Here is a 21456-nt window from a genome sequence, read left to right on the forward strand (position 1 = left end):
TTAAACTTAATCTAACTTTTCCGTAGTTGCAACAAAACACCTATTTCTCTATAAAATTTTCTCAATACATTTTAGATACTTACTCCGCTAAATGTCCCGATTATTGAACACAAGTTAAATGCCACTCTTCCGCACCCACCACTTTACTTCATTAACGAAGTTCAAAATAAAAAGGCATTAATCCTTTTTGGAACCACACCTCAATTATTTCATATCAAAAAATGATAATAAATTTTCGATATAAAAGACTAGGTTTGAAAATATAATCGCTGATATCACAGCTATAAATGTGAACTTCACTGACGGTTCTATTAGCTTTGCTAATTCATATATTTTATCGGCTATTATAATAATGAATGAAATCATTAAAATGAACCAAGCAATACTATGTGGATTAGTATAATGAATTAGTTCGCTCGTTTTTAAGACTAATAATCCTAAAAAGTAGTAGAAAAACAACTTAACTTTAATCATCTATCGATTCTCCTAGGTCTGTGTTTCTGTCTTACACATTCCTTAATAAGCTAAACTTCCCCATTAAGTTCCTAAAAAGTTCACTATAAATACGAATTACATTTTTTATTTTGAAACTCAAGCTAATATTACACGTATTTCTAATAAAAGGAAGTGACAAAATGACACGCTGTGCTAATTGTAATAAAAAATTGCAAGCTAAAATAATTTGGTCAATTATCAATAGACCCTTTGATGGAAAGAACTGTCCTCATTGTAATAGATTACAATATATGAAAGCAGAATCATTCCTGTTTATGAGCAATTATGGACCTGGCTTTATTTTCATTTTGTTGTTTCCTTTTTTTGTTGAGTTAAGTAACGAAAAAGAACCTTGGGACAAATTTGATTAGCGGATATACCTATAACTGTTTTACAAAGGGTTCAGGCTAACCTGCTTGTTTCTATTAATAAGAAGTCCTACATAAAAGAGCATTAATCCTCCGATATTTTGAGTGAAACTTTTACCGTTCCTTACTTTCGAAAAGTATCAGCAACTATATTACTAAATTCTCTGAGGTAGTAAAGGTAGTCGTCTCCTCCATAGTTATATCGTTTGTTATACATCTTTACAACGACCACTCTGTATTCAGGAATGATAAGGACAGTTGGACCTGTTATCCCCAATATTTGACAGGATCCTTCAGGAACCCTATCACCGAGCTCACTATGGGCAGCTTGAATTCCTTGTACATACCAAAACAAACCATTTTGCGGAAGTTTACGATCTTTGTAAAAAGGACTTTGGACTTGTGTGGCAATTTCAATTACTTTACTTGGAACAAGTTGTTTCCCCTTTGCAAACCCTTTGTTTAAATGGAGATTACCCCATTCTGCAAATTCCCGAGCAGAAGTATATAAGTTGGACTCCGTTCCATCATTATAATTCCCCAGATGGAATGAACCTTTCGAATCTGAATTATCAATTTGTTTAACTAATGATTCATTCTCTTTCGTTTGCCAGGCTGTTTCTATAAAACCTAAAGGTGAAAATACCCGTTCTTCTAAAAGGTCTGGAAAGCTCATTTTAAATAGACGATTTACCAGCCGAGTCATCATTAACACATTGATTCCTCTATAAGCCCAACCTTGACCTGGTTCAAACTCTCGAAAAATAGTGCCATCTTCTTTTTTGTGTAACCCATGTGAGTGAGTGACTAAATGCCGTATTGTTGTTTTTCCTAGCAATTGTTCATCCATTTCCCTGAAATAATCAATTGCGTAGTCATCAAGGCTTTTGATTTTCCCTTCATAAAGAGCATATGCAACGACTAAACCAAGGTAGCACTTTCTGGCAGAAGCAACATTAAATTGAGAAACTTGGGTGATTGGAGCCGAGTCAGGAGAATTAGAATGATAACCATCGTAGTGTTCCAATATTACTTCGTTATCTTTTAGAATATATAATGAGGAGGCACTGCTTCCGTTTTTTTTCTTTATTTCATCTACCCAAGTAATTAAGTTTTCAAGTTTCTCCAAATGAACCATCTCCTTGATTTTATGAAAACCTTTATTACTATTCTCTACTGGTTGTTTGAAATCCTTCTTCCGCTAACCTGTCCCGAATCTGCTATAAGGAATTCAACACAAAAAGGCATTAATCCTTCTAAGATCAATGCCTCTGTTTGTTTAAGTACATTTATTCACAACTTGAGCAATTTAACACTCTGTTAATAGCTTTGTCTCATACTTAAATCGTATCGTTACAGGAATATTATTAAAAATATGAAGGGGGATTCCTACTCTATCTTTAATATCAATTTCTATCCCCGCATTAAAGTGGGTAAGAAATTCCCAATAAGAAATGAAAACGTTATAAGTTGGCTCATAAATAAACTCCATCCAGCTCCGTATACTTTATCTTTATAATCATTCTTCGTTATTAAAGCAAAGAAACTTTGATATGGATGCCCGTCTTTGAGTATTTCATCTCTTATTGCAGATTTTGGCGAATCATTATTGTGTACCATTTGTCCTAATATAGGCGGAAATATTATTATCACTAATAATACCAGCAAGCCGACTACTAAAAGTCTTTTTTTCTTTTTCAAATTGATTCCTCCTTTCACCACTTTTATTCCGTTAGCCTGCTCCTGTATTCCAATAAGAAATTCAACACAAAAAGACATTAATTCTTCTTAGCCAATTAGCATAATAGAAATTGTACTGATGAAATCAAATTCTATCCTTATACCATTTTTCAGTTTTAAATTCCTCTGGAATCGATTGCTTAATATTTACCCTTCTTTTAGAAAAGATAAAAATCTGTTATCCTGATGTTAGTATATTTATTCAATACCACTTACTATTAAGTTAGCTTTTTCAAAAGGTTTATAGGTTTCAACATAAACGTCTTCTGATAGCATCCAATTATTTTCCCACCTATCACGTGCTGTTTCTCCGTCTCTTTCAAGACCTCGTGAAAGCCTTGTTTCTCGTGGACATTCAACCCATATCGTAAAATCATATTTATTAAAAAATTCCTGACATATTGCGTAAACACCTTCTATTATGACAATTCCTCCAACTGGAACAGTATGCCACTCCGCTAAACCATCCATTACCCAATCATATCGCTGATAATGTCCTTCTTTATTTTGAGCTATGGGTTCAAGAACCTGATTTAAAATACGCCTCCTATCATAATCTGCACCTATAGGCTTGTTCTTTGGAAGTGTTTTTAGAATTCGAGAAGAGGGTAAATAAAAATCATCCATATGCACAATAGTTGTATTTAATAATCTCCCTTTTAACTTATCAGCGAGTGTGCTTTTCCCAGAACCTCCACAGCCATCTATCCCAATTAACAAAGTTGATTGTTTTTGAGGAACTGAATCAATCAGCCTAACCAAATGTTCAAAATCATTACTGCTTTTAAGAGTTTTATCATTCATAACCTCACCGCCTTAAATTGGAAAACCCTCTTGTTAACTAACCTGTATAAAATATTTTCTATTAATTTATTATTAAATCCTTCTTCCCTGCCCTACACCTTATCTAAATCTATGATTAATTTATTACCTTCGATTTTAAAATCTGTGGAATAATTTACAAACTGGATTTTGATAGTTCAATTTTATTCTTAACTTATGTTCACTATAAGACCATAATGCTGCTTAACCAATTTGATTTCATTGACCAATAGCATAATCCATAAGCTTTCCTTCATATTTCCATAAAGACAAGTCATCTAAAAGATATCTCTATTTCACTGCTAATTTTAGTACCATCAAATCCTCATCATAATATCGGCCATTAAACTTTAAGGCATTTCTTTCTATACCATAGACTTCAAATCCCAACGACGTATATAATTTCTTTGCATAGTGATTATCAGATACAACCGTTAAATTGATTTGTTCCAATCCTTCAGAGTTCTTCGCCCTACTAATAAGTTCATTCATTAATAACTTTCCTAAACCCTGACCTCGATTGCCTAGAGCTATGTACATTCCATAAACATTCCCTTTATGCCTGGTTTTGAGATTGTCTTCACGCACAAAGGTAACAATGCCAATTAAAGATTTCCGATTATCAAAGGCACCTACAATATACTTGTCCATTGTTGGTTTTATTCGTTCCTTTACCATGTCTAATGAATATCCCACCTCTCTCTCATAGGTTGAACCGAATGCTTCCGGGTTCATTTTCAATGCATTCAATCGCACTTTCTGATATAAATGAGCATCGGACTCTTCTAAAATACGAATATTCATCAACTACTCACTCCTTTAATTTGATGGAATTATGTATTGCATAATCTATTCTTTTTTTCGCTCCTAATATCCTTCTTGCACTAACCTCCCATCTTATAAAAAGCTTAATTATTTCCTGTACACTGCTGTCTCTTTTCTCACAAACAAATTCTTCTATTTTCATATTTTTTGTTTAACACTATTTATATAGGGAAAATAATTCTATTGAGGACTATTCCGGTTCAGAAGCAGTGGCTGAACCGTGCCTCAAATTCTTTATAATACTACGAATGGAGGAGACATGAAGAATATTATTAAAATAGCCAGTGCATTTATGGGAATTATCATAGGTGCCGGTTTTGCATCAGGACAAGAAATTTTACAGTATTTTACTAGTTTTGGAATGAAGGGAACGATTGGAGCCTTTCTCTCGATCCTATTGTTCGGATATTTGGGAATGGTTTTAACTAAGCTGGGCAGCCGGCTTCAGACAGACTCACATAAGGAAGTTATTTATAAAATCAGTGGACGTTACCTCGGCGTTCTCATCGATTCTATCCTCGTATTTATCCTTTTTGGAATTGGAATTGTCATGATTTCTGGTTCAGGGTCTATTTTCAATCAGCAGTTTGGGTTGCCAAGTTTCGTTGGCATCATTATCATGACGATTCTCATTTTAATCACAATCCTTTCCGACGTAGACCGGGTTGTAAAAGTTATTGCTATGATAACCCCTTTTCTCATATTGGGAGTGGTCGTATTATTTATACATAGTATGGTGACCATGGAATATTCTTTCTTTGAGCTTGACTCTATAGCGAACGAACAGTCTTCGGCTACAAATCATTGGCTGAGTTCTATTATTAATTATGTTTCACTTGCAATCGCAATGGGAGCATCCATGACTCTGGTAATGGGCGGCGATGAACCCAAGGAGAAAATTGCTTCGATCGGAGGACTGGCGGGAGGTATAGGTGTAGGAATTTTAATTGTCCTGCATCATCTAGCCATCTTTGCACAAGTTGATAAGGTAGGGCACTTGGACATGCCCTCACTAGGGCTGGCCAATCAAATATCACCACTTTTTGGAGTTCTCTATTCCATCATTCTATTCGGCATGATTTTTAATTCAGCTGTTAGTATGTTCTTTTCGTTTGGTACACGCTTCTTTACCCCGAAAACGAAAAAATACAATTGGTTCGTGGTTATTTCTGTACTCGTCGCCTTTGCAGCAAGCTTCTTTGGATTCAAGCAGTTAGTTTCCTTTTTCTACCCACTGTTTGGATATTTGGGTATGATTTTAATTGCCGTACTCGTTATCGCTTCAATTAGAATGAAGCCTTTAAAAGATAAAACGGATTAATCGGTATCAGTTACGCGTTTCAATAAAAGATTAAGGAACGCATTCTTCCGAAAAAATAAAAAATCCACTGTAATAGAAAAAGAGATTCGTCAATTTTGATGAATCTCTTTTTCTATAGTACTAATTTCCCCTGTTAAATTAACCTGTACTTCCAATTATCAATTCAAATTTAACTGAGTGTATTCGATTTCTCTTGAGTATCATCTGGAGATTATCAATTGTAGATCTTTCACGCTGAATATAGCATCTCTGCTTCCCATCTAACCCTAACTAACTGTTTCTTCATTAAAAAAGGATTGTCCCCTGCTTTGTAGGTTTTCGGTCATTTAAGTTCACCCCCTTAAACTTCGGCTCATAGTTGGCCACGGGTTTAATCCCTAAGGATTGGTTCCACTGATTATCATGCTATTATTCATTTTCATCCATATATATTAGAAATCTGACCAGGTATATAAAAGCTGTAGTACTATATCCAATTGCTTCCTATAATAAAGGGAGAAAGATCCATAAAAAAGGGTGGGGGTGGAATATGAGGATAGAAATCCAGTTAGATAGTGAATGTAAAGATCCCAAAATCGTCATACATGCTAGTGAGATGACAAATGAAATTTCAAGTTTACTTGAAAAACTTTCAGGCAATGAATACCAATCACTGATGGGTTATAAAGGTGATGAAATTCTTTTGATACAAATGGACGATATCTTGCGGATTTATACTGAAGGTCAATATGTTTATGCACAAGTAAATAATGAAAAATTGCGCTTACGACAAAGATTATACCAATTAGAAGAAATGGTCCCGCGCCAACAATTCATCAGAATTTCAAACTCTGAGATTGTCAATTTTGAAAAAGTTAAAAGCTTAGATATGAGCATAAGCGGAACAATCACTCTGAAATTCAATACCGGCGATCAATCATATGTCTCGAGGCGTTATATTAATAAGATAAAAAAACATTTAGGAATATGAGGTGATGAAGATGAAGACAATTATCGTAAGAGGGGCAATAGGATTTCCGCTAGGCGTTTTTATATCAACCTTTATAACCCTTTGCATTTCACTTGGCATTGGGGATGGGACGTTTTACGCTGTAGTACCCAGCTTAATAGAGACCATGGGTACAGAATTAAATGCCTATCTACTGCAATTTATTTTAAGCGGATTATTAGGAGTTGCTTTTGCTGCAGGCTCTATCATTTTTGAACATGATAATTGGAGTCTTACAAAACAAACAACTCTACACTTTTGCTTAGTTACCATCGCCATGTTTCCTGTCGCCTATTACTCCCATTGGATGGAGCATTCCTTTATAGGATTTTCACTTTACTTCCTTATCTTTGTGGTCATTTATTTAATGTTCTGGGTCTTCCAGTATCTATTTTGGAAGCGAGAAATTAATCGTTTGAATCATTCATTAAATAAACCATAGACACCCACTTTAGAATTACAGTTTTCCTACTAGCAATAAGGTATTCTGCCTCCTTTTAAAAATAGTTTTGATAGGAGGTAACCTTAATATCTATAAAGACACCCCAATAAGATTTGTACAACTCAAGTTATTCTTACAATAAGAAAAGGTGACCCTATTCTCTCTAGAGTCACCTTTTCTTTTTCTGAGCCAAATTATGCGGTTTCCTATCGATTTACCGTTACCGTTGTAAAGACGAACTTGTCGTGATGATGCCGTGAGAAAGAGTATTCAAATGGTATACCAGTAATCAAAAAGGCAACTTGTTCGACTTCCAAGATAGGATCGTCAGCTCTGCAATCCAGATATTTTTGATCCAGTTCATTTGATTTACATGCTCTGATTTTACGGTGTGCTCCACCCATTTTTAATTCAAGTGTTTCTTTAATATGCTTATATATGGAAGAATGAAGAACCTCATCATTAATACCGGGAACCAGATTAGCCGGCATGTATGTTTTTTCTATTACATATGGTTCATCATTTACAATCCTGAGACGAATAATATGATAGACAGGTGTATCAAGGCTGATCCTTAGTTTACTGGCTACTTGCTCAGAGGGAAATTGAATTTCAAAGGCAATTACCTTGCTTTTTACCTCATCATTATTGGCCAGATTGGATAGTCCAATATTTTCTTCACTGATGATATTCACTTTATTGTCATCAAATGGAGGCTCGATAATAAAGGTACCATGTCCTCTTTTCCTATATAAAAGCCCCTCTGTAACAAGAATATTCAAAGCTTTTTTCATCGTTACCCTGCTGCTGTCAAATTCTTTCGAAAGAGTATATTCGTCTGGAATCGGCTGGTCCTTTGAGTAATAATCACTCTTTACCCTTCGCCTCATTTCATTTGCAATGGCCTCGTACTTGTTCATTCCTAACACCTTCCTAAACGCTTCTTATAAGTCAATCATAAATACTATCACAGGAAAAATATAGTGTAAAAGTAAAGGTATGCAAATTATAGTAATCAATGACCTGATTCTTTGTTCTATTCCATATAACGTATTACATCGAAATATCAAATCATGCTTGAAGATATGATTATACTTATATCTTTAAATGATTATAACTTTCCCTTGAATTTGTAATCATTTAAAGGTATATATAGAATATATTGTAAAAGTTAGGGTGGGCCAACATGAAGAATCTGATAAAACTTTTTATTGATTTCGTCTCTCAATATACTATTTCCAGCTATTATTTCTGGCTTTATATACTTAGAGGTGGAATCATCTATGGGTTTGTTTCCGCTTCAGTCGGACTGATCCATGCTGTTGAACTCATTCACCGGAAAGAAGATGATTCAATCCGTTCAGCTTTTCAAGAATCCTATAAAAAGAATAAAAGTTATATAGGGTTATCGTTTCTATTGTTTTTATTCAGCGGACTTTCACTGATGTCTATCTATCCACCGCTTCACGAGGCCTTGCCTATCTTAACATGGCTGCAAATACCAATTTTGATCTGGACTTTTCTTTTATGGACCATTGCTATTTATAGTATTTACTTCCTTGCTCATGATCAACAGAATACTCATTCCGCAAAATGGATCTATGCACTGGCTTTTGATACTTGCATTCGCCATCCACTCCGAAGCCTGGTTATATTGCTGATGATCGTAGCTTTCACCTTAATAATCAAAGTAAATTTAGTTGCCTTTATTTTTTTGGCTCCGCCTCTATTAATCATTGCGACCAAAAAAATAGTCTTCATCCCTAAGATTCTGACAAACTAATACCTTTATAAAAAGAGCTGCTTGAAAAGAAGATCCTTCCTTTCAAGCAGTTTTTTCTTCCTCTACTATAATGGACTTGAAATACTTATTTTACTGAACCAGAAACTCCATTATAAATATACTTTTGAAGGGCCAGGAAGACGATTAATATCGGTGTAATTACGATAATAACGCCCGCAAGAATGACCGGCCAATCCGTTCCATATGGTCCTTTAAAGGCAAACAACGCTGTTGAAATAACCTTCAATTCAGGTGACGGCATATACAGGAATGGATTATAGAAGTCATTGTAGATTCCCACACCGCTAATAATAAGAATCGTAATCATTGGAGCTTTGAGCAAAGGCATGATAATCTTGCGATATATTTGAAAGTAAGATGCGCCTTCCATGATTGCTGCTTCATCCAATGAAACTGGAATATTGTTAAGGTACTGCAGGAATACATAGACAGCTATTACGTCTGTACCAAGATTCAGAACAATAACCGACCAAATCGTATTGAATAAGCCCATCCCTTCAATAATCTGGAATGTTGCAACCTGTGTAGTGATTGCCGGAATCAGGGTTGCAAGGAGGAAGAGTCCCATAATAGGTTTCTTCAATTTAAAATCAAATCGGTTCAAAACATATGCAATCATCGTTCCAAGCAAGAGTTTTCCTACAATTGAAACAATAAAGATGATAAGCGTATTTTTAAACCCAACAGTCATTTGGCCATCTATGAATGCTCTTGTATAATTGTCAAACGTAAATTGTTCCGGTAAAGCAAGAACACCAGTTGTCAGGAATTCCTCTTTTGACTTGAATGATCCAATAAATACAACCAATACAGGTAAAATAGCAACCGCTACTCCAAGCAGTAAGCTGCCGTATTTTACAATGGCGCCAAGCAGTTTCTTAATGTTGTATGCATGATCCTGCTTTGCTGGAATCTTTGGTTCTGTCACACTGACATTTGCCTTCATGGTCACACCTCTTTCTCTCTAGTCATGTATTTTTGAATTAATGTCACGACGATGACAATGACTAACAATATGAGGGCCATGGCAGACGCCAGTCCTAGCTTCTGGTACTTAAAGGCTGTATCGATTGTTTGAATGACAAAGGTTTTCGTTCCATTTGATCCACCCGTCATAATGTATGGGATATCGAATACACTTAGGGAACCGCTTATTCCTAAAATGATATTCAGGAACACAATCTGTTTGATACTCGGTAAAATAATGTATAAAAATTGCTGGAACCGGCTGGCACCATCAATTTCCGCTGCTTCATAAATTTCAGGATCAATGGACTGAATAGCTCCCAGGAATATGATGAAGTTGAACCCCATATATCTCCAAATCGACGTAAACGCCAGGGACATATTGTTTATAGAACGGTCTCCAAGCCATAATTGGATTTGACTATCTAACCCAAGGAAAGTCATGACCGTATCCAATGTTCCTCCGGCTTTGAAGAAATACAAGAAGATGAACCCAATAGCCACTCCATTTAAAAGGTACGGAAAAAACAAAATACCCTTCCAAAAGTTTGCGAATTTCACCTTGAAAGTTAGGATCGTGGCAAAGTATAAAGCAATTCCCAGTTGGATAAATGTCGCTACAAAATAGTAGAGACTGACTTTAAATACTGAAAAGTACTCTGGGTTTGTAAAGACCTTTAAATAGTTGGCGAGACCAACATTCTCCTTCGTCGGACTAATCCCATTCCAATCCGTAACACTGTATTGAAGCATTTTTACTAGCGGATAATAAGAAAATAATAAAAGCAAAAAAACAGGTAAAGCTGAAAACAGAAAAATGATAATACGACGCTGCGCCTTATAACTCAAATTTATTTTTTTCATCGCTTTTACTCCTCTTATCTCATTAGCTGGCCCTAATGGACAAAGATACTTTTCAAATCCTTCTGTATTAGAGGAACTGGGGTGTTACAGTATGAATTCTGCAAACACCCCAGTATATTCAATAAGATGATTCTCCTTACTTGCCAACCTCTTCCATTGCACTGGACCATTTTTTGTTCAAGTCTTTCATAATGGCATCAAAGGATTCTTTTGTATTGCCTTTTGCCGCATCGATAATACGTTGCTTCGTTGCTTCTGTTGTATCAATACCGATTTCAGATGTGTTGTTGATGTCACTAAATAGAGATTCTTCTCCTTTAGGTGATGGATTAGCCTGGATAAATTCTACTCCAGCTGTTTCCATCGTTTTAAGAGCTGCTGGCATTTCTTCGCCAACCTTAGGAGAGATGGCTCCTGTATCTTTTGTATAGTTAGATTCATCAATAAACCAGTCTACGAACTTACGAGCAGCTTCTTTTTGTTTGCTGTTCGCATTAATACCGATATTGTAGTCTCCGCCAATCGCAGCATACTGTTTGCCAACTTGTGCGGTAATTGGGAACGCTGCATACTGAATATCTTCTGGATTTTCAGCAAGAGCTTGAACTTGTTCAATTGCCCAGCTGCCTAGAACCATAACAGCAATTTTTCCGTCTGCCAAATCTTGTTTGGATTGTTCCCAATCAGTTGTGGAAGGATCAGCTTCAGTTAAACCTTTTTCCGCTAAATCATATAAAAGTTTGTAGCTTGTGTTCATTACTTTACCATCTGCAAACGGTTCTTTATCTTTCACCATTTTATTCGTAACATCCGGATCACCGGAAGCACCTGTACGGATGAAGTCCCAGTTAGTTAATGTCCAGCCGGAAGCGTAGTTTGTGTATAAAGGAGTTACATCCGCGTTCTTTTTCTTGATTGTTTCTAATGCAGCTACGAAATCTTCTGGTGTTGCTGGAACAGTATCAATACCTGCATCTTTAAATACCTTCATGTTAAGGATGACACCAGTCGTATTAACTGCAATCGGAATACCATAGGAAGTACCTTCATAAGAACGGTCACTTAAAAGCATATATTTCTTTGATAATTCATCCTGTTTACCAAGCGGCTCAAGGAAGTTTGCATTGTCTTCAGGCTTAATCGTTGTTGGAATCATGAACACATCACCGTAGTCTTCTGAGTTCATCCTAATTTGCATTTGACCAGCATAGTCTGTAATCGTTTCCACTTTTACTTCTATATCGGGATGTTTTTTATTAAACTCTGCTATGTATTCATCCCATTTCCCATTACCTGTCCAGTCTGTCTTGTGGTTGATAAAAGTGATTGTTTCTTTTCCTGACTCTTTAGAATCGGAATCACTATTGCTCTTATCACTGCAACCTGTTAATGCAAGGGCCAGAGCACTTGCGGCAACCCCCATACGGAATAATTTCTTCATTCCAGTTCCCTCCAAAGTATAATTTGGTAAACGCTTACAAAAATATTGTAGCATCCTATGTTTTAGTTTGCATAGTCTTTTATTACAAAAAAGTAATACTTTTGAAATGTTGTAACTTTTTATCAACAAAACAGACAATCTTTCAGTCTTGTAAATTAAAAGATTTCCTTATAATATCGATAAATAACTTTTTCTGCCGGCTTTCCATAGACAGCATAGTCCTGATCAGAATCTGCCTTTTCTATAGGATATAAATGAGCTTTCCAGTCCCATAAGGCAAATCCTTTTACCCAATCTCGCTTTACCGTTGTGCTAAACATCTTTTCGTACCACTCTTTTTGGACATTGACATCTGCTTTCCCTCTTAATGTCCAGTCATTTGGGAGCAAATCTCCACCCTCCCAGCTCGGACAGCCGGCTTCACAGAATAAAAATGGTTTAGTGTGTTTCTTGACAACGCTTTCAATTCGGTCAAGCTCTTGTTCCCATTTATCAATCGGATAATAACCGCTCGAAGAAATCACATCAACAGCGTCCCACCATTTTAGAATATCTTCTTGGTACTTATCGCAATTATAAGTAACAAGTCCGCTGTACAGCTTCCGGACCTCATTTATTAAATCACGCCATTCCTTTTCACGGCGGTCTGCATTGACCATTTCACAGCCGACCACAAACATGGAACACTTCGTTTCTTCAGCTAGTTTCGCGTAATGAAGAATGAATTCATTGTAAGAGGCAAACCATTCAGACCATTTAGGCTCACACGGAACATCGGTATCAAAGAAATTAATATGAGCACGCCATGTCCCGTCCGAAACATTCACCATCGGTTTTAAAATAACCTTTAAACCCAGTGATTGTGCAAAATGGACCATCTCGATGATTTCTTCATCACTGACCACATTCGGATGTTCCCTCCAGTTAATTACAGTGGACTGGGGTCGATCTTGCTCTGCCACAACCGTTAAAACGACATGATCAATTCCGCATCTTTCTTTTAAAGATTTTAAAGACTGTTTTGCCTTCACATCCTCCCATTCTCCGCGCTTACTCATATAACCAAAGCTAAATCCCTTAATAAAATCCATCATATTCTCCTTTCAAATGATTTAACAAAATGTAACAAAAAGTAATATTAATAGATTGATAAGTATATACATTTGTTGTAAATTAATTATATATTTTCCATTTATTTTCGTAAAGCAAAATTAAAAAATTGAAAGTACGTGCAGATATGGATCATAAACAAGAATACTACCGTAAAATGCTTTACTTCACCATTCCAATCACGATTCAGTTATTAATCATCTCCAGTTTGAATATGATTTCGTCCAGACAAGTCTTCTTTTCATGTTGCTTGTTAAAAAGGAGTTTATTTCCTGGAAAATTATCAAAGAAAACCTAGAGCAGACGCTATATTAAGTTGCTATATATGCCCTTGCAAGCTCACATGAAATCATTCGGGCTCTTCTCGGTGTAAAACGAACGTTATCGAAGAAATGGATCCAAAATATTGTCGAAGGATATGAGGAGGCTGTTCCAGTTGGAAAAGGTTGAATTTAAAAAGGAATTAAACGAAAGAATTCTCCCCTTTTGGATAAAACTATTAGATTGGCGGATCATATGGAATTGTGGATTATGATTTGACCTTACACAAAGATAGTCCTAAAGGAGGTGTGGTAGGAGCACGTCACCTGTGGAGCTACTCGGGCGCTTACCTTCTCACGAAAGATGAAAAATATTTGCGGGCCGCTGAGCATTCCTACCACTTCTTGATTAATGCGTTATGGGACCAAGAACATAAAGGAATCTATTGGCTTGTCGATTACCTTGGACAGCCTCTGATTGCAACTAAGCATATCTATGCACAAAGCTTTGCTATTTATGGACTTAGTGAATATGTCAAGGCATCTGACAATAAGGAAGCCTTAACCTATGCCATTGACCTTTTTCATCTTCTTGAAGATACATGTTTTTCTACTACATACGGGGGTTACATAGAGGAATTTACACAGGACTGGATACAGACCGAGCATCATCTGCTTAATGAAGGCGCCAGTGCTGTTTTTACTACTAACAGTCACCTTCACCTATTAGAAGCCTATACAAATTTATATAGCGTTTGGCCTGATAGGCAGCTGTTGAGCAAAATCAATTATCTGTTGGATTTGTTTTATTCAAAAATCTATCACCCTACAGAACATGTTTGCAGAGTCGCTTTTGATGAAAACTGGCAGCCTACAAAAGAGGCGTACTCCTACGGCCATGATATCGAAACGAGCTGGCTCTTAACCGAAACCCTACATATAACAGGTCTTGACCGGCCGGATATTGTAGAAATGAATAAGCAGATTGCTAACAAGGTTGCAGTTGAAGGCATTGATCCGGATGGATCTATCTATGATGCTAAAAAAGAGGGGAACATACATAAGACAAGGGTTTGGTGGGCGCAGGCCGAGGCAGTTATCGGTTTTTATAATGCTTATCAGCTTACTAAAGATGAACAATTTATCCAACTCAGCGAACGTGCTTGGAATTATATTCAGAAAAAGATTCACGACCCTCGTACGGGAGGAGAATGGTTCTCAAGGATAGATGAGCATGGAGAGGTAATCTCCTCACTCAGAAATGATCAATACCAAACACCTGAAAATATCGCTGACTCCTGGAAAGGATTTTATCATAACGGCCGCATGTGTTATGAGCTAATTAAAAGACTACCAGAATAAATAAAAGGCTCTGTTTAAGCAGAGTCTTATTTTATCCCTCTTCATTAATATTAGCTCAATTAGTATAGTTGTATAACCTTAAAAAATGGTAAACTATTACAGCAAAGTTAATTTAGAGCTGATAGTTCCTGAAATGATCTATGGGGGATAAAATATGAATTCTATTATGAAAAATATTATGAGCTTGTTCTTTGAAAAAGCTGAACATCCAGTTAAACCTCTTATGTATGCACAAATTACTGTATGGATTGGCATGGGTATTGCTTCGTTTTCAGTTTTGTATACTAGTCAATTTTATTGGACGTATCTTATGCTTGGAACTAGCTTCCTATTAAATGGTATAGAAAACTTTTTAGTAAAAGAAACAAATCGTAAAGGCTACTTAATTTGGTTTATTTGTGCACTACTCTTTTATTTGATAGCAGCGGAAGACTATTTCTTCATCTAGCTAATTGTTCGATTAAGAAATGAAAGCATAATTTGTTTAAAGGTAAATGTTTTTGCTCCAAATCAATCATTTTTAATTAGGAGTTAAAAGAAGATGAGACATAGAAGGAGAAATAGAAATGGCTTTTTAAAAGAATCCCTGTTTGAGATTATTGGTGAAATCATTTGGGAGATCTTAATGTTTATACCAAGAATGATCATTCGCTTTATAAGTAATATTTTTGATTAACCTATTTACCATAGGCACTAAATTGAGGTCATCAAGTATACTTGAACGTGTTTGCGAAGCATTTCACTTAAACAATCAGATGGACATGAATAAACAAATGAGACCAAAAACATTTCTCCTTTACTAACCCTTCGCAATAACCTTTATAAACAGGGCCAAATAAAAATCCTGCATGGTATAGATGCAGGATTTGTTTGTTATTTGCTTTCGCCGTGATTTAGATGATAATTGTATACTGCTCCAATAAGATTGGCATCATTTTTAAACTTGCAAATAGCAATGTCTGGAACAATTTTTGCAATTTGTACCTTATCTAATATTTCCTTAAATTTACGGTGTAATTGTGGAATCAAATCTGGTTTAGCCGAGACTCCCCCGCCAATAATAATTTTTTCAGGGTCATAGCTGTACTGTAAGTTATAGATTCCTTGTGCCAGGCTATAATAGAACTTTTCTGTTTCCTCTATTGCTATTTTGTCACCCTGCTCCGCCAGTTCAAATACTTCTTTTCCGCTAATTTTTCCGCTTGGCAGATTGAACCGTTTCGCATAGCGGACAGCCATTTTGACCGGGCTTGCTAATGTACTGAAGGTCTCATCATGGTTCAAGAGCATATACCCAAATTCTCCGCCAAAAAGATGTTTTCCATGATGAATCTTTCCGTCGACAATCACGGAACCGCCAATACCTGTGCCGACTACTACAAAAATAATATCCTTCAGCCCCTTAGCTGCACCCTTCCAAACTTCTGCAAGCGCTGCACAATTCGCATCATTTTCCATGGAAATGGGGCAACCGAATAGCTCTGTTAGCTCAGGGTAAATCTCAAAGTCATGAAGATAGGGAACAGCACTTGCTCCTTCCACGACTCCTCTTCTTTGATTGACAGCTCCAGGTGAACTGATTGCAACTCCCTCAATCATGAACTGATTAGCAAATTTCTGTTTAACCTGCAATAAGGATGTTTTCATTTCCTCCCATGTAGATGGAGTGATAAATGATCCTTTATCTACTATTTCTTCCTTATCCCAAACCGCATACTTTACAGCCGAACCGCCAATATCAAAAACAAGTAATGACATGATTTTCACTTCCTGCTCCCTTGGAATAATAAATAAACACCTAATTTGCAGAACAGTTCCGTTATTCTATATAAATTAGGTGCTTGATCAATCACTTACTTTAATCCATTATTTTCACTAACTTCTTTAATCCAATAACCCGATTTCTTGATGGTCTTCACCTGCGTATGGATGTTATTCGAAATAAATCCATAACGGTTACGGTACGCATTCTTCCATGACCAGCAGTCAATAGGTGTCCATAAATGATAACCATAGCAATTTGACCCTTCTTCTATTCCTTTATGGATCCATTCTAGATGCTCCTCAATGAATTCAATCCGATAATCATCCTCAATCATGCCTTCATCATTCAGGAAACGTTCCTCACGTGAAACACCCATTCCGTTTTCAGACACAAACCACTCGATATTTTTATAATTATCACGAATATTGATGGCGATATCATACAACGCCTTCGGATAGATCTCCCATCCTTTGTCCACATTCATCCTTCTGCCGGGCATATCATAATGATCATAATAACGGTCAGGCATCCAATCGGCTGTACTGTTTGGTGAGATATCCGGCGCCTTTACGCGAGACGGATGATAGAAATTAACACCAAGGGTATCAATCGTATTTGCCTTCAAAATCGCCAGTTCTTCCTCCGTTGATTCCCAAATCACTTTATCTTTTGTTAAAATCTCAACCAATTGTGCCGGGAATTCTCCATATATAGCCGCATTTAAGAACATCTCATTGCGCCATAGATCCGCAATTTTCCCTGCTTTTACGTCTTCTTCCTTATTGGATGCCGGGTAGGATGGAGTCAGGTTGAGAATGATTCCAATTTTTGCACCCTGATTATGAAGACCCAACTCCCTGAAAACCTTAATCGCTTTAGCGGAAGCCAGATTTAAGTTATACGCAACTTGGACTGCCTTTTTTCCATCAACCACCTTTGGATAATGGAATTGATATAAATACTGGCCGTCCACAATGACCATCGGCTCGTTAAAAGTAAACCAGTACTTAACGCGGTCGCCAAACAGCTCAAAGCATTTGCCCGCAAACTTAGCAAACAAGTCAACTACATGCTTTGATTCCCAGCCGCCATACTTCTTGTATAGCTCAACCGGAAGGTCAAAATGGTGGAGTGCCATAACAGGCGTGATTCCTTGCTTAATGAACTCATTAATCACATCATTATAATAGCGAACACCATCCTCGTTGACAGTCGCTGTTTCAAAATCGTCAATCAATCTTGTCCATTGAATTGAGGTCCGGACAGAATTGAGACCAATTTCCTTCATTAATTGAATATCTTTTACATAACTATTGTAGAAATTGGAGGCGGTATCAGGTCCAACCTGTTTGTAAAACTCCTCGGGTTCCAATTCGTACCAGTAATCAAATACATTTGCATGTTTTTTATTAAATCTACCTTCACTTTGGGGACCAGAGGTAGCTGCACCCCACCAAAAATTATCCGGAAACTTTTTCATGATTGCCTCTCTCCTAAACAGTTAGTTTATTGAATTCAAATAAAATAGTTTGCTATTGTAATCCTTCGTTTTCTCTCTGGACCAAAATTCATCCGCTTTTCCGGTAAAGTTTTCTCCGAAAAGAAGACCGATTTGCATTAAATCATCGCCAAACCTTTTCCCGTCTCCATTGATTTGGTACATTTTGTCCTCTGCCAATCCTTTTAGCTTTAATCGTTCATATGGACGATTTGGCTTTGATAAAACCTCATAATAGCCAACAATCGCCTCCGTTTGATCCTTTGAAACAACCATCCATGCCGTTTCATTGTTGGTAAACGGACTTAATAACCGGAAAAATGTCCCTTGCTGGATCAAAGCGCGATGCTGCTTGAAAAAGGTAATATCCTTCTTAATCTGGTCCTTTTCCTCCTCCGATAGAAGGGTAATATCCAGCTCATATCCAAATGTACCGAAGAAGGCAACATTAGCGCGCATTTCCATGCTTGTTGTCCTTCCCACCTGATGATTCGGAACAGCAGATACATGACTGCCAATACTGGATAATGGATAAACGAATGAAGTTCCATATTGAATTTTTAACCGTTCAACTGCATCTGTATCATCACTTGCCCAGCCTTGAGGTGCATAGTAGAGCATCCCTGGATCGAAACGTCCTCCACCGCCTGCACAGGATTCGAATAATATATCAGGATACTTCGCTATCAGCCTCTCGTATAAGGAGTAAACACCTAAAATGTAACGATGCCATACCTCTCCTTGCTGATCCGCCGGCAATGCTATGGAATAGGCCTCTGATATATAGCGGTTCATATCCCATTTGATGTAGTCAATTTGACAGTCTGATAGAATCGCATCCATTTGTTCGTATACATTTTCGACTACTTCAGATCGGGAAAAGTCCAGGACAAACTGATTTCGGCCGTGAGATAGTCTCTTGCCCGGAACCTGGATTAGCCAGTCTGGATGTTCTTTAAATAGCTTAGTATCCTTGCAGACCATTTCCGGTTCAAACCATAGACCAAACTTTAATCCCAAGGCGTGTATCTTTTCTGATAACCCCTTCATTCCATTAGGCAATTTAGCACTATTAACAAACCAATCCCCTAATGAAGAGCTATCATCATTACGCTGACCAAACCAGCCGTCATCAAGGACGAACAGCTCCATTCCAAGCTCAGCACCACTACGTGCAATCTCAAGAATTTTTTCTTCATTAAAATCAAAATAGGTCGCTTCCCAGTTGTTAATAAGAATCGGACGTTCTTTATCCCTCCAAACTCCCCTCGCCAATCGAGTACGATAAAGGTCGTGCAATGCCTGACTCATTTCGTTTAAACCAGAGTCAGAATAAACCAGTACGGCTTCTGGTGTTTGGAAACTTTCACCCTGCTTCAGCTTCCATGCGAATTGGAATGGATTAATGCCCATCATCGCTCTTGTTACTTTGTATGTATCCACCTCAATCTGGGCGAGAAAATTACCGCTGTAAATTAAACTGAAGCCATATGCCTCACCGGCATGCTCCGTTGTCTCGGGTCGAACCAACGCCATAAATGGGTTATGAGCATGACTGCTTGCTCCACGTGCACTGGAAATCGATTGGACTCCTGTTATAACCGGTTTCCTTTCAAGATGATTTTCACGGGTCCAGGCACCATTTAAGTGAATCAATTCAAAATTATTATCTGGAAAATCAATGCTTAAGCTCATTGCCGTTTCAAGCTCATAGTCCTCAGAGCCTTTATTCGTGAATTTTGCACTTCTCGCAATAACCGGCCGATCTTTATAAATGGTATAGTATATATGTAATGTCAGCTCAGAATACGCATCCTTCAGCAGAATTTCGAGCGTCTCTGCCTCCTCAGGAGATTCCGTATATGTAGCCGGCAGACCATCAAGGACTGATTTCCCTTCCATGACTCGATAATCTGCATATTCAAAACGGCTGATTCTGTCACCCGATGGATAGCGAACCTGCTGGGCTGGATAGCGAAAATCTGAGGTCCCAAAGCCAGGATATTCTTGTCTGATATGTTCCAGTGATGAAGTATGATCACCCTCAAACTGATTATTCGATGGACGTACTTCTCTTTCCATTAAAAAGTCGAAGTTTTCCTGATGACGAATACTTTTCCCAAAATATAAATGCTCCAGCTGATTGATTTGGTCCATCACGCGGAATAAATAACTTACTTTACTGTTTGATAGATGAAACTCAAGCTTGTTTTTATTTATTTTGATCAATTTATTCATTTAATAGGAACCCCTTTACGCGGTCACCAAGCTTTGGCAAATATTCGTGACCATATTCCGGAAAGATAATCATTTCCTTTGGAGAAGTGATTTGATTGTAAACCGCAAATTGCTGGGCTGGATAACAAACATCATCCTCAAGGGCAATCGCCCATTTAACCTCCGCCTTAATTCGCGGTGCAAAGTGTTGCAAATCTATGTATTCAAGAGTGTTAAAGAATTCCTCTTCACGCTCATGCATCGGATCACGGAAACGAAACCAATAATGAAGTTCCTCATAGGCAGAAGAAGTAATATTAAATTCAAACGCTTTACGGTAATCACTTAAAAACGGATATTGCGCAACCACCTTTTTCACTCTTGGTTCCAACGCTGCACAAATCAATGATAGAGCTCCGCCCTGTGAGGCACCCTGAATATATATTTCCTCTTCATTGACCTCATCCATCGACATTAAAATTCTGGCAGCCTGTACAGTATCAAGAAATACAGAACGGAAATACAAACTTTCCGGCCCTTCTTCGACACCGCGGATGATGAGTCCCTTCATCGTTGTTCCTTTTACTTTAGAGTTGTTCTCAGATAGCCCGCCCTGTCCGCGGCAATCCATAGCAAGGACAGAAAAGCCTTCAGCAGCCCAGCTTACTTTATCGCCAAAATCACCACTGTCTCCATGATAGCCATGGAACATAAGCATTCCGGGTATTTTTTCATTTACTTGTTTCGGACAAACATATTGGCATCTCACCCTTGCGCCTTCAACACCAATAAAATACAAATTATAAAAATCAGCGACTCGGGAAGGAATTTCAACTCTCTCCAATTCATAATCCAATGGAAGCTGTTCAAGCTCTTCAAGTTGTTTATCCCAAAATTCATCAAAATTCGCAGGTTTTATTCCACTTCCAAGATAATTCTGATATTGATGGATGACTTTTTCTGCTTTCATAAGAACACCCCTTCATTTGGTATCGCTTTCATTATAAAGAATATACAAAATTATGTAAATGTATATATTTTATGAAAATATGTAAATCCTTTTAAATTTAATTCTACTAGTAAAATAGACTTATCATTTTACATAAAATATTCACATTTTACGGTCATATTGTATTTATAAAGCTTGTTAGTATGGCTGAACAGAGGA

General features: G+C 37.2%; 20 protein-coding genes. 7 read left to right on the top strand and 13 right to left on the bottom strand.

The genetic code is table 11. The features are described 5' to 3' along the window. Positions 1-987 precede the first annotated feature (987 nt). The 4 genes from AC4G3O_RS03835 to AC4G3O_RS03850 all read right to left on the bottom strand — a co-directional run bounded on the left by AC4G3O_RS03835 (position 988) and on the right by AC4G3O_RS03850 (position 4229). The gene (locus AC4G3O_RS03835; RefSeq protein ID WP_491135862.1) at positions 988-1992 is read right to left on the bottom strand and encodes a serine hydrolase domain-containing protein; all 1005 of its coding nucleotides are present in this window, start codon (positions 1990-1992) and stop codon (positions 988-990) included. A 284-nt stretch (positions 1993-2276) separates the two neighbouring features. Then, positions 2277-2564 carry a YjcN family protein gene (locus AC4G3O_RS03840; RefSeq protein WP_491135863.1) on the bottom strand — a complete coding sequence of 96 codons (288 nt, stop codon included), beginning with the start codon at positions 2562-2564 and terminating at the stop codon, positions 2277-2279. A gap of 237 nt (positions 2565-2801) precedes the next feature. Continuing rightward, positions 2802-3407 carry a uridine kinase family protein gene (locus tag AC4G3O_RS03845; protein WP_066104531.1) on the bottom strand — a complete coding sequence of 202 codons (606 nt, stop codon included), beginning with the start codon at positions 3405-3407 and terminating at the stop codon, positions 2802-2804. A 309-nt stretch (positions 3408-3716) separates the two neighbouring features. After that, a complete protein-coding gene (locus tag AC4G3O_RS03850) occupies positions 3717-4229 on the bottom strand; it encodes a GNAT family N-acetyltransferase (protein WP_491089770.1) in 513 nt (170 codons plus the stop codon). A 280-nt stretch (positions 4230-4509) separates the two neighbouring features. Here AC4G3O_RS03850 and AC4G3O_RS03855 point away from each other — a divergent pair, with 280 nt between their 5' ends. The 3 genes from AC4G3O_RS03855 (at position 4510) to AC4G3O_RS03865 (ending at position 7001) form a co-directional block, all read left to right on the top strand. Continuing rightward, the gene (locus AC4G3O_RS03855; RefSeq protein WP_148630030.1) at positions 4510-5571 is read left to right on the top strand and encodes a YkvI family membrane protein; all 1062 of its coding nucleotides are present in this window, start codon (positions 4510-4512) and stop codon (positions 5569-5571) included. Positions 5572-6100: 529 nt separating this feature from the next. Further along, positions 6101-6541: a LytTR family DNA-binding domain-containing protein gene (locus AC4G3O_RS03860; RefSeq protein WP_066104538.1), complete on the top strand. Its 441-nt coding sequence runs from the start codon at positions 6101-6103 to the stop codon at positions 6539-6541. Positions 6542-6551: 10 nt separating this feature from the next. Further along, positions 6552-7001 carry a DUF3021 domain-containing protein gene (locus AC4G3O_RS03865; protein ID WP_225983598.1) on the top strand — a complete coding sequence of 150 codons (450 nt, stop codon included), beginning with the start codon at positions 6552-6554 and terminating at the stop codon, positions 6999-7001. Positions 7002-7207: 206 nt separating this feature from the next. Here the strand turns inward: AC4G3O_RS03865 and AC4G3O_RS03870 are convergent, their stop codons facing one another. After that, positions 7208-7921: a GntR family transcriptional regulator gene (locus tag AC4G3O_RS03870; RefSeq protein WP_066104544.1), complete on the bottom strand. Its 714-nt coding sequence runs from the start codon at positions 7919-7921 to the stop codon at positions 7208-7210. 266 nt (positions 7922-8187) lie between these two features. Here AC4G3O_RS03870 and AC4G3O_RS03875 point away from each other — a divergent pair, with 266 nt between their 5' ends. Further along, entirely contained in the window at positions 8188-8784 is a 597-nt protein-coding gene (locus AC4G3O_RS03875; RefSeq protein ID WP_139892403.1) for a DUF624 domain-containing protein, read from the top strand. Between the two features lie 85 nt (positions 8785-8869). Here the strand turns inward: AC4G3O_RS03875 and AC4G3O_RS03880 are convergent, their stop codons facing one another. The 4 genes from AC4G3O_RS03880 to AC4G3O_RS03895 all read right to left on the bottom strand — a co-directional run bounded on the left by AC4G3O_RS03880 (position 8870) and on the right by AC4G3O_RS03895 (position 13167). Continuing rightward, positions 8870-9751, bottom strand: coding sequence for a carbohydrate ABC transporter permease (locus tag AC4G3O_RS03880; RefSeq protein ID WP_139892404.1), 882 nt, complete (start codon positions 9749-9751; stop codon positions 8870-8872). Positions 9752-9753: 2 nt separating this feature from the next. Then, positions 9754-10635 (bottom strand): carbohydrate ABC transporter permease, encoded by an 882-nt coding sequence (locus tag AC4G3O_RS03885; protein WP_066104552.1) that lies wholly within the window; start codon positions 10633-10635, stop codon positions 9754-9756. A 136-nt stretch (positions 10636-10771) separates the two neighbouring features. Continuing rightward, a complete protein-coding gene (locus tag AC4G3O_RS03890; RefSeq protein ID WP_491135864.1) occupies positions 10772-12076 on the bottom strand; it encodes an ABC transporter substrate-binding protein in 1305 nt (434 codons plus the stop codon). Between the two features lie 155 nt (positions 12077-12231). Then, complete coding sequence (locus AC4G3O_RS03895; protein ID WP_491135865.1) at positions 12232-13167, bottom strand: glycoside hydrolase family 113; 936 nt, start codon at positions 13165-13167, stop codon at positions 12232-12234. A gap of 543 nt (positions 13168-13710) precedes the next feature. On the opposite strand from AC4G3O_RS03895, the gene AC4G3O_RS03900 reads away from it, so the two are divergent. The 3 genes from AC4G3O_RS03900 (at position 13711) to AC4G3O_RS03910 (ending at position 15484) form a co-directional block, all read left to right on the top strand. Then, positions 13711-14808, top strand: coding sequence for an AGE family epimerase/isomerase (locus AC4G3O_RS03900; protein WP_491135866.1), 1098 nt, complete (start codon positions 13711-13713; stop codon positions 14806-14808). A gap of 154 nt (positions 14809-14962) precedes the next feature. After that, entirely contained in the window at positions 14963-15256 is a 294-nt protein-coding gene (locus AC4G3O_RS03905) for a hypothetical protein (protein ID WP_491135867.1), read from the top strand. A gap of 93 nt (positions 15257-15349) precedes the next feature. Next, positions 15350-15484: a hypothetical protein gene (locus tag AC4G3O_RS03910; protein ID WP_491135868.1), complete on the top strand. Its 135-nt coding sequence runs from the start codon at positions 15350-15352 to the stop codon at positions 15482-15484. Positions 15485-15681: 197 nt separating this feature from the next. On the opposite strand, the gene AC4G3O_RS03915 is transcribed toward AC4G3O_RS03910, so the two are convergent. The 4 genes from AC4G3O_RS03915 to AC4G3O_RS03930 form a co-directional block, all read right to left on the bottom strand. Next, complete coding sequence (locus tag AC4G3O_RS03915) at positions 15682-16566, bottom strand: ROK family protein (RefSeq protein ID WP_491135869.1); 885 nt, start codon at positions 16564-16566, stop codon at positions 15682-15684. 95 nt (positions 16567-16661) lie between these two features. Beyond that, the gene (locus AC4G3O_RS03920; RefSeq protein WP_066104572.1) at positions 16662-18053 is read right to left on the bottom strand and encodes a glycoside hydrolase family 1 protein; all 1392 of its coding nucleotides are present in this window, start codon (positions 18051-18053) and stop codon (positions 16662-16664) included. A 21-nt stretch (positions 18054-18074) separates the two neighbouring features. Then, positions 18075-20309 (bottom strand): alpha-galactosidase, encoded by a 2235-nt coding sequence (locus AC4G3O_RS03925; protein ID WP_491135870.1) that lies wholly within the window; start codon positions 20307-20309, stop codon positions 18075-18077. After that, positions 20302-21258 (bottom strand): acetylxylan esterase, encoded by a 957-nt coding sequence (locus AC4G3O_RS03930; protein WP_491135871.1) that lies wholly within the window; start codon positions 21256-21258, stop codon positions 20302-20304. Before AC4G3O_RS03930 ends, AC4G3O_RS03925 begins: the two co-directional genes overlap by 8 nt. Positions 21259-21456: the final 198 nt, after the last annotated feature.

This window comes from Bacillus sp. z14 (2026) (assembly GCF_058313575.1).